Consider the following 12,940-nt stretch of genomic DNA (forward strand, 5'->3'; position numbering starts at 1 on the left):
CGAGTTAGGCCAGCTTTTTCACGTCACACGGATCGTGTCAGGCCACCATCGACCTTGAGGTTCTGTCCCGTGATGTAGCCCGCACCCTGCGAAGCGAGGAAGGCAACGGTTGCAGCGATTTCGGCGCTTGTGCCGTAGCGCTTCATCGGTACCGCCTCGCGCCGCTCTTCGGTGGCCGGAAGACTGTCGATCCAGCCGGGCAGAACGTTGTTCATGCGGACGTTGTCGCCAGCGTAGGTGTCGGCAAAAATCTTCGTATAGGCAGCCAGGCCAGCGCGGAATACAGCCGATGTCGGGAACATTGCCGAAGGCTCGAACGCCCAAGCGGTGGAGATATTGATGATCGCGCCGGACTTCTGTGCCTGCATGATCGGCGTGACGAGCCGCACCGGGCGAATGACATTCATCAGGTAGACGTCCAGGCCGGTGTGCCACTGCTCGTCGGTGATATCGAGGATGGAGGCTCGCGGGCCGTGTCCGGCGCTGTTGACGAGGACATCGATCCGACCCCATTTCTCCACGGTCGCGTCGACCAGGCGCTTGAGATCGTCGTTGGATTGATTGGAGCCCGTGATGCCGAGGCCTCCCAGTTCAGCCGCAAGCGCTTCGCCTTTGCCTGAAGAAGAAAGCACGGCCACTCTGTATCCATCGGCAGCCAGACGCCTGGCGCACTCGGCGCCCATGCCACTGCCGCCAGCCGTAACGATAGCCACTTTTTCTACTGACATCTTTTGCTCCTCTCACACGGAAGTATCACACGAATTGCCTATTCCTGCGCATTGCCATACCATTTCTTCGGTGGGCTTACGAAACAGTTCAACTTTTATCTGGCAGTAGAAAAACTATTGAATGCTCGACGCTCCCGGAAAGCTTCCGTCACTGAACGCCCTCAAAGCATTTGAGGCTGCGGCGCGACATCTGAATTTCAGGCTTGCTGCCGAAGAGCTCGGCGTCACCCAGGGAGCGGTCGCGCAGCAGGTTCGGGGACTTGAAGGCGAACTCGGTGTGAAGCTGTTCGAGCGGCTGCCGCGGACATTGGCGCTGACGGGCGAAGGGCGTGCCTATATCGCGGATATCCGACGGGCCTTCGAGATTATCGCAAGAGCGACGGATGCGCTGACACCGCAGCCGGTCCGTCTTACGATCAGCACCACCCCGACATTCGCGTCCAAATGGTTGATCCCCCGTCTGCCCGACTTCACGGCCCGACATCCGGAACTCGACCTGCATATTCTCGCCACCGAACGCATGTCCAGCTTCCAGGCTGATGGTGTCGATCTTGCTGTCCGATACGGGCGGCCGCCCTTCGGGCCGGGGTTGGCGACCGAGTTGCTGTTCGAGCAGAAGATTGTCGCCGTTGGCAGCCCGATGCTGCTGTCCGGGCGGCCGCCGCCAAAGACGTCAGGCGCGTTTTCCGGCTACACGCTCCTGCACGATGCCCACAATTTTTGGCCGGAGTTCATCGAAAAACATCTCGGAAAACTGGAGCTGACGTCGTTCAAGGGGATCAGCTTCAGCCAGACATCGCATGCGATCGAGGCAGCGATCGCGGGACAGGGCATCGTTCTCGCGAACCGGGATTTCGTCCAACGGGACCTGGAGGAAGGTCGCCTCATTCTCGCCCTGGAGGGATCGCTTTTCGGGCCGTCTCATTTCTATTTGGTATGGCCGCGCTATCGCAACTCCAGCTCGATCGACATGGTGGTTGCGTGGATGATCGCGGAGGCGCACCGGAAGTGAAGCGCGACCGCTCTTCACGCACTCCCACTGTTCGGCGTGCTTAAGAGATGGCCGTCACAGGGCGTTGACCCGAACGGCCCGCTCCGTTCGCGTTCGGTCTGTGCATCTTGAATGGAACTGGCATGCGATGGGGGCCAAGCCGACAATATGCCTCCCCAAACCTCACTCCACCAACCCCGCCTTGCGTAGGCCCTCCACCCGCCGTTCGAAATCCTCCGGGTTGCGGAAGGGCAGGATGCGGCGACGGCGGGGGATGGAGAAATTGGGGTTGAGCTCCAGCGCGCGGTTCCAGGCCTGGCGGCTCTGGTCGGGATGGCCGAGGTGGCCGTGGCAGGAGGCAAGCAGCGCGAAGGCGGTGTCGGATTGCGGGTTTCGCATCAGCCGCGCTTCTATCGCCAGGATCGCCGTCTCAAAGGCGCCGAGCGAGAAGTGGGCGTCGGCGAGGAACTGCAAGAGCAGTTCGGGATAGAGCGGGTCGAGCCGCATGGAGATATCGAGTTCGGAAAGCGCTGCCTTCGGGTCGCCGGAAAAGATCAGCGCGTGGGCGAGCGCCATGTGGAGCTGCACCGAATTGGGCGCCAGCGCCAGCCCCAGATGCGCCTCGTCCTGCGCCCGGTCGAGCTCTCTCATCCACATGCAGGCGATGCTGAGCGCGAAGTGGCCTTCGGGCTGGTCGGGCGCCATGGCGACCGCCCGTTCGGCAAGCGCGCGGCCGGTGCGCAGCGACTGTTCGGGATCCGTGCTCCAGTCGTTGATGTAGTCGAGCACGTGGGTGAAGGCGATGAGCGCATGGGCGGCGGCATAATCCGGCTCGATGGCAACAGCGGCTTCGGCGAGGTTGCGGCCGGCGGCATTGGCAGGGTGCGTGTGCGCCGATGCCTGCTCGCGGCCGCGCAGCAGCAGCTCGTAGGCCCTGACGTCGACCGGGCGGCCGCCGGCAAGCGGGCTCTGGTTTCGGCCCGTCAGCTGGACTTTCAGCGCGGTCACGATCTCGCGCGTCAGTTCGTCCTGAACGGCAAAGATGTCGGTGAGATCGCGGTCGAAGCGATTGGCCCAGACGTGGCCGCCATCGTTGGCGTCGATCAATTGCGCGGTGACGCGCACGCGATTTCCGGCCTTGCGGACGCTGCCCTCGAGCACGTAGCGCACCCCGAGCGCCCTGGCGATCTCCGGCACGGCGACGGCGGCGTTCTTGTAGACGAAGGAGGAGTTGCGGGCGATGACGTGCAGCTCCGACAACCGGGAGAGATCGGTGATGATGTCCTCGCTGATGCCGTCGGAGAAGTAGGCCTGCTCGGCATCGCCGCTCATGTTGTCGAAGGCGAGCACGGCGATCGAGGGTTTTTCGGGCAGGTGGTAAGGGCTCGGCGGCTGCGTGCCTTTCGGTGACGGGGCCGGCGAGGGGGCGGGGGCCGGGCCATCCGCCGCATGGGAAGGGGCGATCTCCAGCGCATAGACCCGGATCGGCTCGACGATGTTCTTCAGCTGCATGGCGCCGAGGTCGGTCACGACCAGATCCAGCCGCGCCTTCACCTGACGGTAGGCATCCTCGGAAAGGCAGATGGCGCCGGGGCGGGCGATGCCCTCCAGCCGCGAGGCGATGTTGACGCCATCGCCCATCAGGTCGCCATCGCTTTCCTCCACGACATCGCCAAGGTGGATGCCGATGCGAAACTCGATGCGCCGATCCTGCGGCACGCCGGCATTGCGCTCCAGCATCGCGCTCTGCACCTCGATGGCGCAGCGCACAGCATCGACGACGCTGCGGAACTCGATCAGGCTGCCATCGCCGGTGCGCTTGACGATGCGGCCGTTGTAGACGGCGATGGTCGGGTCGATGAGATCGCTGCGAAGCGTGCGCAGCCGCGCCAGGATGCGCTCTTCGTCGGCGCCGGCCAGCCGGCTGTAGCCGACGACGTCAGCGACAAGGATGGCCGCAATCTTCCTGATATCGCTCATGGACGCCAGCTCCGGCCTGATGCCAACCTTCACTCATATCGACCGATCGCGCCGGACCGCGTTTGGTTTTCGGCAATCAGAAAACCGTAACGCGGCCATGGGGGCCGATGAGGATTGTCGACGCCGTCATGAGGCCAAAGGCGCCCTTCCCATCGGGTGGGCCTTGTGTCGGCCACCGGTCGCGCCGCAATCCTCACCCATGCCAAGGCGTCGCTCTGAAGCCCGCTCCTCACAGGACGACCGTGCATGATTCGACGCAATCGGCTAATATCAGAATAGTCTTATATTACGCCAGATTACCATAGCGAGAAGGCCTGCGCCTCTCGTCTCTCTACCTCTTCTTTAGAAGTTGCCTATCGCCCCAAAAGTGGCAAACTCGCTGCCTTGTCTGGCGCAAGTCAGCCTATTCAAATCATGGGGTCTATCGTGACACTTGCAATCAACGACATCGCACCGGATTTCCAGGCGGAGACCACGGAAGGCAAGATCCAGTTTCACGACTGGGTCGGCGATTCCTGGGCCGTGCTGTTCTCGCATCCGAAGGATTTCACGCCGGTCTGCACCACCGAGCTTGGCTACATGGCCAAGATCAAGCCGGAATTCGACCGGCGCGGGGTCAAGATCATCGGGCTTTCCGTCGATCCGCTCGACCGCCATGCCGGCTGGGTCAGCGACATCGCGGAAACGCAAGGGGCTACGCCGAACTTCCCGATGATCGCCGATGTCGACTACAACGTGTCGAAGCTCTACGGCATGCTGCCGGCGCCGGTATCGGGCGACCCGACGCAGCGCACCGCCGCCGATAACCAGACCGTGCGCAACGTCTTCGTCGTCGGGCCGGACAAGAAGGTCAAGCTGATCCTCATCTATCCCATGACCACCGGCCGCAACTTCGACGAGGTGCTGCGGGTGATCGATTCGCTGCAGCTGACGGCCAAGCACAAGGTGGCGACGCCGGTGAACTGGAAGAACGGCGAAGACGTGATCATCGCCGGCTCGGTCAGCGACGAGGAAGCCAAGCAGAAGTATCCGGAAGGCTGGCGTGCGCCCAAACCCTATATCCGGATCGTGCCGCAGCCGAAGTAACAGCATTGGCGCGGGGCTCGCCGCGCGCCAATGCGTACTGCCTGAGGCACGTTGCACGAGAACGCAGTCGTGCGACGGCTTCAGGCTTCTGATTTTTCGCATGTCGCCGTCGCGCGAAACCGCTCGCGCCCTTTCGGGCGCCATGCCTTAAATCGGAGCCGGTTTCAGGCGGAACATGCACTCGTTCTTCAAGCTTTGCAGCATCCTGCGGGTGCGATCTGTCGTGCGGGATGCTGCAGGTCCGTGCAAGGGAGAAGCCGATGATCTTTCGTCAACTCTTCGACAGCACCTCCGGCACCTATACCTACCTGATTGCCAGCCGACAGGGTGGCGAGGCGCTGATCATCGACCCGGTTCTGGAAAAGGTCGACCGCTACCTGCAGCTGGTGCGCGAGCTCGACCTGAAACTGGTCAAGGCGGTGGACACCCATCTGCATGCCGATCACATCACCGGGCTCGGGGCGCTGCGCGATCGCACCCACTGCATCACCGTCATGGGCGAGCAGACGGCCGCCGATGTGGTTTCCATGCGGGTGGCCGAGGGTGACCGGGTTTCGATCGAGGGCCTGAGCCTCGACGTGCTCTACACACCCGGCCACACGGACGACAGCTATTCGTTCCTGACCGGTGGGCGCGTGTTTACCGGCGACACGCTTTTGATCCGCGGCACCGGCCGCACGGATTTCCAGAACGGCGACCCGCGCCAGCAGTATGATTCGATCTTCAACAAGCTGTTGAAGCTGCCCGACGACACGCTGGTCTATCCGGCCCACGACTACAAGGGCGACACGGTCTCGACCATCGGCGAGGAGAAGCGCTTCAATCCGCGCCTGAGGGTCCGATCGGTCGACGAATATGTCGACCTGATGAACAATCTCAACCTGCCGAACCCGAAGATGATGGATGTGGCGGTGCCGGCCAACATCCATGTCGGCCTGCACCAGGACGAGATCGCCGCCAAGGGCTGGGCGGTTTCGGCCGTCGAAGCCATGGCGCTGAGCGGCCGTGCGGACGTGGCGATCGTCGACCTGCGCGAAAGGGCGGAGCGCGAAAAACACGGCGCCATTCCCGGCGCGCTGCATGCGCCCTATCCGGAGCTGCGGGAAAACATCGGCACCGGCGGCATGCTGCACGAACTGGCGCTTGCGACCGGCAAGCGCATCGTCTTCTATTGCGCCTTCGGCGAACGCTCGGCGATGGCGGTCGAGGCGGCGCAAGCCGCCGGGCTGATCAGCGCCTGCCACATCGAAGGCGGCATCGATGCCTGGAAAAAGGCAAACGGGCCGCTGGTGGGCCACGGCTCCGCGCGTCAGACATGACGCGCAAACGACGCTGCAACGCTTTAAAGTTGCTGCATAATCTTTTCCTTATGTCGGAACCGATTTAAGACGTCGTGCAGGAGCCGGAAGGGGTGGGGCAAGAGACGAGTTTGGCGGCAAGACCGGCGCATCGACCTGAGGGGGCGAGGCGCCGGCCGCTTTTCGTTGTCGCGTGTCGTTCCCGACCGTCGGAGCAGTGTCGACGTGGCGTTGCTCCAGGTTTCCTTGTTCGAGCCAAACAGGAGGACAATGGCACGATGCAGAAGGTTTTGACGATTATTTCCGTGGCGCTCGTCGCAGGCGGGCTGGCTGCCTGCTCCCAGACGGAGCCGCTCGAACAGCCGGCGCCAGCGCCCGAGGCCGCGCAAGCCAGCACGGATGCGGCTGGGGCCGGCGACAAAACCGACGAGATGGCATGCCTTGCCATGGTCGGCCGTCAGGCGAAAAGCACGGTCACGACATTGAGCGCCCAACCGTCCGGCGCGAGCACGGTCGTCATGGTCGGCGTCGGGGCGAAAAGCGTGCCGTGGCGATGCGTGGTGTCGAAGGGCATCGTCTCGGAGGCGGTTGCGGCCGCGGGCTAGGCGCTCCACGGTGGACGGCCGACGGAGCCCTTGCCAGGCCGAAAAGGTCTGGAGGCTCCGTCGAAGTCAGCGTTATGTCTCGCCCATGAACCGGGAGAGGGCGGCAAAGTCGTCATGCAGATGGCCGGCCTGAATGGCCCGCTGGAACACCGCCTCATAACCATCGACAACGGTCCGATCGATCCGGCGCGCTTCCATCAGTTCCTTGAGATGCTGGAAGGCGCCGTAATGCGGCGAGATCGACGAAAGCGTTTCCGCGTCGCTTTCAAACCGCCCGGCATTCGTCCGCTTGATCAGGTCGACGACCAGCCCTTCGATGACAGGTGCGGTCGCCGTCCATTGCCGGCCCAACTCGCCAAGGTCGATGCCTTCGGCCTTGCTGACGGCGATGGCGTGCAGCCCGCCGAAGAGCGCCCCCCACATCAGCGCCAGCACGGCGCTGTCGAGCGCGTTGGCGAGCCCCGGCTCGGTGCCGATGTGCTGGACATTGCCGCCGAGTGCGCGAAACACGTCCTCGTTCTCGGTGAAGGGTTCAAGCGCGCCCGAAAGCAGGATCGTGCCCGCGTCCGTGCCGATGAAGTCGGGTGTCGCCAGGATGGCGCCATCGAGATAGCGGGCACCGTGGGCCGCGGCCCACCCGCTCGTTTCACGCGCGCCATGAGGCGTCCCGGATGTCAGCTCGACGATCAGCTTGCCGCCCAAACCGGGCGTGACGTCGCTTGCGCGCAGCAGGGTCGAAGTGGCGGCATAGTCGCTGACATTGACGATGACGATCTCGGACGCGTCGATCGCCTGTCGGACGGTCGGCGCAACGGTGGCGCCGTGTGCGCCGAGCGCTACGGCTTTCTCGCTTGTCCGGTTCCAGACGACGGTGCGATATCCGGCCTTGAGGAGGGCACGCGCCAGCGCCGATCCCATACGTCCCGTTCCCAGGACACTGATTGAAGGCTTCATTGCAGATCTCCATATCCATTGGCGCGACGCACATTTTTTGCCGTCGCGGGCCAGAGGTATGGTGGTGCTGGATGCGCGCAATACGCACCTAGTGGTAAGCGCTTACCGCGAAGTAAGCGCTTTCCACCATGGACCGAGGAGGATGACGTGAACCCGATGATGGAAAATTGTGGCTTTGCCGCAGCGCTCAAGGCGATCGAGGGCAAGTGGAAGGTCGATATCCTCTGCGAGCTTGGAAGAGCGGCGCGGCGGTTCGGCCGCCTTCGCCAGGCCATTCCAGCGATCAGCGAAAAGATGCTGGCCCAGCAACTGCGCGAACTGGAGGCGGATGGGCTGGTCGATCGCACCGTCTATTCCTCGCTGCCCGCCAAGGTCGTCTATTCGCTGACGGAGCGCGGAGCGGCGCTGAACGTGGCGGCCGCCGCTTTGTGCGCCTGGGGTGAAGCGGGCGGTAGGGGCGCCGATGGTTCTTCGGCTGTGGTCGACGATGCGGTGGTTGTCTGAGGCGATGGGCCGCGGTTGAGAGGTGAGGGCGAGCCTCACCGTCTCCGGTGATTTTCGCGAGCCTGTTACCTTGGGAACACCTGTAGCCTCGTACGTGGGCTAGTATCCAACACATGCAAGGCAATGACCTTTGCCAAGAGCAATGCGAACCAACTGATAGCCTCCCAGTCAGTTGGTTCACGTGATCCCAACGAGCCTCCCCGTTGGTGATCCGCATCTGCCAAAGACCCGTCGCGTGCTGACCGCGGCGGGTCTTTTCTCGTCTGGGCCAAAGTTTCCCGCCACCGTCCGGCAGGCCGCCGCTCGCTTGACACCAATCCCGATCCTGTCACGATCCGGCCGCGGGGTCTGTGACCCTGCTCTGTCGATGTCGGTTCCCAAGGAGAGTGTCATGAAGACGGGCCTGCGTGCTGCTGCCGCAATCGCTGCATTTGTTCTGGCCGGAGAGGCGGTGGCCGGTATTCCACAGGTCAATGCCTCCTGCCCGGGCAAGATCGAGGTGCACGCCGACGAGGGCGGGCCGATCTATATCAACGGCAAGGAAGGCAAGCTGAAGAAGTTCAACGACAACTACTTCGAGGCCAAGGGCGCCGGCGTGACGATCTCGCTCAGCATCAACCCGGATGGCTCGCCCGCCATATCCTACACCGGCAAGGGCGGCGCCAACGGCATCTGCACCATCAAGTAGGTCTATCTGCCGGCAAGCAGTGCCGGAAGTTCGCCGAGGAACGCATCGCGGGCGCGCACGCCAGGGGTGCCGGGCTCCTTCCTCTCGTCCTGGATCAATCGGGCAAAGACGAAGGTCCGGCCGTCCTTTTCCGCCCAGCCGACGAACCAGCCCCAGCCGCGCGCCTCGTCGAAGCTGCCATCGGCCCGGCGCGGGAAGGCGGCGCCGGTCTTGCCGTGCACGGTCCAGCCGCCGGGTATTTCGCGCTCTTCCACCACCTTCAGCGTCATGGCGGTGGCATGGGCACTCACGGGCAGCCGGCGATTGACCAGTTTCTTCAGGAAGGCGACCTGTTCGCGCGGCGAGATCTTCAGCGACGAGGCGATCCAGGCGCGCTCAAGCCCGTTGTTCCTGCCGGGATCGCCGGAAAAATCGGCATTGCCGTAGTCGAATTTCGTGGCGTAGTCGTGCAGCGTCTTCTCGCCGAGCGACTTCGTCATCTGCTGGGAAAACCAGACGACGGAGTGCTTCATCCAGCGCACCGCGTCGGTCGGCTGTTTCCAGTTGTCGCCGCCCCAATCCACATAGCCCTTGCGGAAAGCAAGCGTCGGCTCGTGCTCGTCCTTGAGATAGCCGCTGTCATAGCCCATCAGGCTGAGCGCCACCTTGAATGTCGATGCAGGGGTGACGCGGCCATCGCAATCGCCCTCTTGCAGCACGGTGCCGTCGCCGCCCGCATCCGCAATCAGCGTGCAGATCGTGCGAGCCTCGGCCGTCGAGGCCGTGGATATCGCCAGCAGCAGGCCGGCGGCGAGGAGGGTGAGTTTCATGGTTGGTTCCTTTGCTCTGCAATTTCCGGGGCAGATAGCAGCGGTTTCATCGCGGCGACAAAGGGCGAATATTGGGGCGAGGCATGAGGAAAATTAGGCCTTCTTCGCGACCCCATATGCCCGCTGATCGCGGAGCCGGGCTGGAGCGAGACGCACGGCGCAGGTTCCGCCAGCGAAGATCTTTGCCGAGGGGCGACAACACGCATTATGCTGTCGAAAATGATGTATGGAGGCCTTACGTATTTCCGTAGTCGACATCGCTCCTTGCTAAGAACACAATGTGCCTGTAAAGGGTCTGCCATCGATCTTGCTTGCTGAGCTTTGTTTTCTCGCCGACCGGCGTTCAAGCTGACCTTTCCTATCAAAATCGATCTTACTGCCGTGTCCGGCGCAAATCCGGGCGGCGAACTTTTTGATTGAAAGGAAATTCTTATGAATACTGGAACCGTAAAGTTCTTCAACACCACCAAGGGTTTTGGCTTCATCGCTCCGGACGACGGCGCAACCGACGTTTTCGTGCACGCTTCTGCTGTTGAACGCGCCGGCATGAGCTCGCTCGTAGAAGGCCAGAAGGTTCGTTTCGACATCGTTCGCGATGCACGTTCGGGCAAGAGCGCTGCCGACAACCTGTCTGCTGCGTAATCACCGATATTTCGTCTCTGGTCTTTGACCACGGATGTACTGGCATCGGCCATTGAGACGATATTGAGAAGGTCGGGATTTCCCGGCCTTTTTCTTTGCGCGCTTCCGGACTTCGAACCGCTGCGCGCTTTTCCCCGAAAGACTCTATTCGAATGTCTCTTTCGAGCCGTCGTCGTAAATGACCGCGCGCACGCAGGTGTAGGCGGTGATGTCGTCGGCATTGATCTTTAAAAGCCGTTCGATCGTGAAGGGTCCCCAGACGCGTTTGCCGGTAAAGGTGCCGCCGGCGGGAATGGTGATGTCCCTGTCGATTTCCAGCGGGCCGATCGTGGCGCCCAGCGCGTCGGTAAAGCCCAGTTGCGCATCGAGCATGCGAATGCCTTTTCCCGCGCTGGAGCGGACGGTAAAGGACAGCTCGTTCATATGGCTGTCGACCGGTTTTATCGACCATCTCGAGATTGTCAGCAGGTCGTCATTGCAGGCGGCAAGAGTTGGTGCCGTGCCGGCCAGCACCAGGGCGAAGGCCCATAGAACGCGACGCATGGATCTTCTCCGGTTGCGGGACGGCACGAAAATGCTGGCGCTGGACCGCCGTGCAGGGAGCCCGCTTTCGAGACGCATCGAATCTGGATTCGGTGCCGGCTGTTCTGCACGAGCTTTGCGGCGGGTGAGGCCGATCACAAAAGGCGATGTCGCTCCAGGGTCTCGCGACCGCGCCGCAATTTGACGGCGCTTACGTTGACACCTTTCTGCTCGCCATCAGAGAGGGATTTCGGCTTTCGGGCAGAGGTCTTTCGGGTGATCGGTTTGCTGGTGGCGGCAATTGCCGGCGCGCCCCTCCATTGGAGCAACTGCTTCAGTTTTCCGTAGTAGGTCATAGTGGTTCCTTTGCCAAAGTGCGTGGCGATCTCAGGCGGGCGGTTGCTGCGCCTCAAGTTCCTGTCATTGCGTATTTCAGTGCCGGGGCATGCCCCACTCGATCGGTTCGAGGTTTTCCTCCTTGCTGACGCGGTCCTGGCCAAGCTCGTCGTTGCGGATGCGGTACTGGGGCTGGCTGTCGCGAACGGGCATGATTGCGGTGATGCGGTAGGTTTCTGCCGCATTCGGCGAAATATGGCTGCGGTCCTTGAGGCGAACCGACAATCCAACAGTGAAGCGGTGTGCGGGCATTGGTTCCTGTCCTTCAGGGCTTGGACGGCGGGGCGAAGGCATGTTTGGCGCGGTCGACAGCGATGATGCGGTCGAGCTCGTCCGGCGCAATCGCGACCATGCGCATGCACTGCTGATTGTCCGTCGTTGCCGGCACCTTGATAAACGTGGCGACCCGGTGATAGGCGAGCCACGAAATGCCTTCGATCAGTTCCTCGTCATCATCAACCTCATAGTCTCCCGCCGCGAGCATTCCTTCGACTTCGGGCAGTTGGAAGGGTTCGCTGAAGTGGACGGTGCGGTGCTTTGTTCGGCTGAACATGACGTCTCCTTCCGACGCCGGACCATGCTCGGCGTTGCGGTCATGGCAGTCGGGTACGGTGTCGACTGCGTCATAGCCGTAGGTTGCGGGCGGCGATGCGCCCCTTTTCGTCTTTCCAGATCTCGAAGCGGAACGTCTGGCCCGGAAAGATCGATTTGATGCCAGATTTATAAAGCGCCCGCGCGTCGACGTAGACTGCGCGACTACCGTCTTCCGGCTGGACAAAGCCGTAACCGCGGTTGAAGTCGAAACGCATGATCGTACCTATGATCATGTCAGCACACGGCGTTTGAGGAATGCCGAGCATGCGCGGCGCGCACACTTCAACGGTCGAAAATGGGGAAAATGGCGGGTCGAAAGCCTCTGACGCCGCGAAAAGCCAAGCTGGCCAATGTCGATGAGACACTGTGAGCCTTAATTACGCCTTATGCAAGGTCATCACGAATTTGGCCAAGTGAGTTGCAATCTCGCTCCGGTTCGCGTCATGCAGGTCGCGCCTGTATGCTTCTGGAGACCGTCGATGTTCATTGCCCATTTGCCGGCCGGCTATCTCATCAGCCGTTTCATCGCGCGCGGCCGGCCGGCGCAATCCGGTGCGATCCTTGCTACCGGGATCATCTGCTCGGTTTTGCCTGATTTCGATCTCGCCTATATCTATCTGGTCGACGGCCGGCAGACGCCGCACCATGACTACTGGACGCACACGCCCTTGTTCTGGCTGGTTGTCGTAGCGGTTCTGGCGCTAATGCTGACGATGAGCGGCAGACGCAATCCACTTGTTCTCGCCTGGGTGGGGCTGGCGAACGTGATGCTGCATCTGCTGATGGATTCGGTTGCCGCCGATATCCGCTGGCTGCGTCCGTTTTCGGATCTGCGCATGAACCTCGTGCATGTTCCGGCGCTCTACAAACCCTGGTATCTCAACTTCCTCTTTCACTGGACCTTCGTGGCTGAGCTGCTGATCGTTCTTTCGGCCGCCGTCGCCGCCGCGATCGACTGGCGGCGCTGGCGCGGACGGGCACTGGCAGCGCCGGCGATCAGATAGCCGGTGGGCCAGACCCTGCCGGTTCTGGGGACAACTGCCGGCTGATCGAAAAAATCACAGCCGTTTCAACGTCCGGTGTAGCCGGGCGTTGACGGATGCCGATCCTGTAGGCATCCTGCCGGCCAAAGAAGACAGGGCG

17 protein-coding genes are annotated in these 12,940 nt (G+C 62.2%); 8 read left to right on the forward strand and 9 right to left on the reverse strand.

The features are described 5' to 3' along the window. Window positions 1–23: 23 nt before the first annotated feature. On the reverse strand, window positions 24–728 hold the full coding sequence (locus tag BLJAPNOD_RS11230) for an SDR family oxidoreductase (protein WP_115419862.1): 705 nt from the start codon (window positions 726–728) through the stop codon (window positions 24–26). Window positions 729–849: 121 nt separating this feature from the next. On the opposite strand from BLJAPNOD_RS11230, the gene gcvA reads away from it, so the two are divergent. Next, window positions 850–1,740, forward strand: coding sequence for a transcriptional regulator GcvA (gene gcvA, locus BLJAPNOD_RS11235; protein ID WP_115419863.1), 891 nt, complete (start codon window positions 850–852; stop codon window positions 1,738–1,740). Between the two features lie 162 nt (window positions 1,741–1,902). On the opposite strand, the gene BLJAPNOD_RS11240 is transcribed toward gcvA, so the two are convergent. Beyond that, entirely contained in the window at window positions 1,903–3,699 is a 1,797-nt protein-coding gene (locus BLJAPNOD_RS11240; RefSeq protein ID WP_115421248.1) for an adenylate/guanylate cyclase domain-containing protein, read from the reverse strand. A gap of 426 nt (window positions 3,700–4,125) precedes the next feature. On the opposite strand from BLJAPNOD_RS11240, the gene BLJAPNOD_RS11245 reads away from it, so the two are divergent. The 3 genes from BLJAPNOD_RS11245 to BLJAPNOD_RS11255 all read left to right on the forward strand — a co-directional run bounded on the left by BLJAPNOD_RS11245 (window position 4,126) and on the right by BLJAPNOD_RS11255 (window position 6,688). Then, entirely contained in the window at window positions 4,126–4,785 is a 660-nt protein-coding gene (locus tag BLJAPNOD_RS11245; RefSeq protein WP_115421249.1) for a peroxiredoxin, read from the forward strand. A gap of 260 nt (window positions 4,786–5,045) precedes the next feature. Then, window positions 5,046–6,104 carry an MBL fold metallo-hydrolase gene (locus tag BLJAPNOD_RS11250; protein ID WP_115419864.1) on the forward strand — a complete coding sequence of 353 codons (1,059 nt, stop codon included), beginning with the start codon at window positions 5,046–5,048 and terminating at the stop codon, window positions 6,102–6,104. Window positions 6,105–6,361: 257 nt separating this feature from the next. Further along, a complete protein-coding gene (locus BLJAPNOD_RS11255; RefSeq protein WP_115419865.1) occupies window positions 6,362–6,688 on the forward strand; it encodes a hypothetical protein in 327 nt (108 codons plus the stop codon). Between the two features lie 72 nt (window positions 6,689–6,760). Here BLJAPNOD_RS11255 and BLJAPNOD_RS11260 read toward each other — a convergent pair whose 3' ends face one another. Further along, the gene (locus BLJAPNOD_RS11260) at window positions 6,761–7,723 is read right to left on the reverse strand and encodes an NAD(P)-binding domain-containing protein (RefSeq protein WP_256372315.1); all 963 of its coding nucleotides are present in this window, start codon (window positions 7,721–7,723) and stop codon (window positions 6,761–6,763) included. A gap of 75 nt (window positions 7,724–7,798) precedes the next feature. On the opposite strand from BLJAPNOD_RS11260, the gene BLJAPNOD_RS11265 reads away from it, so the two are divergent. Both BLJAPNOD_RS11265 and BLJAPNOD_RS11270 read left to right on the forward strand, forming a co-directional pair. Next, window positions 7,799–8,146, forward strand: coding sequence for a helix-turn-helix domain-containing protein (locus BLJAPNOD_RS11265; RefSeq protein WP_343215816.1), 348 nt, complete (start codon window positions 7,799–7,801; stop codon window positions 8,144–8,146). 391 nt (window positions 8,147–8,537) lie between these two features. Further along, entirely contained in the window at window positions 8,538–8,834 is a 297-nt protein-coding gene (locus tag BLJAPNOD_RS11270) for a hypothetical protein (RefSeq protein WP_115419868.1), read from the forward strand. A 2-nt stretch (window positions 8,835–8,836) separates the two neighbouring features. Here BLJAPNOD_RS11270 and blaOXA read toward each other — a convergent pair whose 3' ends face one another. Continuing rightward, window positions 8,837–9,643 carry a class D beta-lactamase gene (gene blaOXA, locus BLJAPNOD_RS11275; RefSeq protein WP_115419869.1) on the reverse strand — a complete coding sequence of 269 codons (807 nt, stop codon included), beginning with the start codon at window positions 9,641–9,643 and terminating at the stop codon, window positions 8,837–8,839. A gap of 432 nt (window positions 9,644–10,075) precedes the next feature. Here blaOXA and BLJAPNOD_RS11280 point away from each other — a divergent pair, with 432 nt between their 5' ends. Next, window positions 10,076–10,285: a cold-shock protein gene (locus BLJAPNOD_RS11280; protein ID WP_025427573.1), complete on the forward strand. Its 210-nt coding sequence runs from the start codon at window positions 10,076–10,078 to the stop codon at window positions 10,283–10,285. Window positions 10,286–10,429: 144 nt separating this feature from the next. On the opposite strand, the gene BLJAPNOD_RS11285 is transcribed toward BLJAPNOD_RS11280, so the two are convergent. The 5 genes from BLJAPNOD_RS11285 to BLJAPNOD_RS11305 form a co-directional block, all read right to left on the reverse strand. Further along, window positions 10,430–10,828 (reverse strand): hypothetical protein, encoded by a 399-nt coding sequence (locus BLJAPNOD_RS11285; RefSeq protein ID WP_115419870.1) that lies wholly within the window; start codon window positions 10,826–10,828, stop codon window positions 10,430–10,432. Window positions 10,829–10,962: 134 nt separating this feature from the next. Next, a complete protein-coding gene (locus BLJAPNOD_RS11290) occupies window positions 10,963–11,163 on the reverse strand; it encodes a hypothetical protein (RefSeq protein WP_115419871.1) in 201 nt (66 codons plus the stop codon). 76 nt (window positions 11,164–11,239) lie between these two features. After that, on the reverse strand, window positions 11,240–11,455 hold the full coding sequence (locus BLJAPNOD_RS11295) for a hypothetical protein (protein ID WP_077504931.1): 216 nt from the start codon (window positions 11,453–11,455) through the stop codon (window positions 11,240–11,242). Between the two features lie 13 nt (window positions 11,456–11,468). Continuing rightward, window positions 11,469–11,756, reverse strand: a complete 288-nt coding sequence (locus BLJAPNOD_RS11300; RefSeq protein ID WP_077504932.1) for a hypothetical protein — start codon at window positions 11,754–11,756, stop codon at window positions 11,469–11,471. A gap of 70 nt (window positions 11,757–11,826) precedes the next feature. Continuing rightward, window positions 11,827–12,012 carry a cold shock domain-containing protein gene (locus BLJAPNOD_RS11305; RefSeq protein ID WP_158556112.1) on the reverse strand — a complete coding sequence of 62 codons (186 nt, stop codon included), beginning with the start codon at window positions 12,010–12,012 and terminating at the stop codon, window positions 11,827–11,829. 264 nt (window positions 12,013–12,276) lie between these two features. On the opposite strand from BLJAPNOD_RS11305, the gene BLJAPNOD_RS11310 reads away from it, so the two are divergent. Further along, on the forward strand, window positions 12,277–12,801 hold the full coding sequence (locus BLJAPNOD_RS11310) for a metal-dependent hydrolase (protein WP_115419873.1): 525 nt from the start codon (window positions 12,277–12,279) through the stop codon (window positions 12,799–12,801). The last annotated feature ends 139 nt before the right edge of the window (window positions 12,802–12,940 follow it).

It is taken from the genome of Ensifer sp. M14 (assembly GCF_003355565.1).
Classification (GTDB): domain Bacteria; phylum Pseudomonadota; class Alphaproteobacteria; order Rhizobiales; family Rhizobiaceae; genus Ensifer.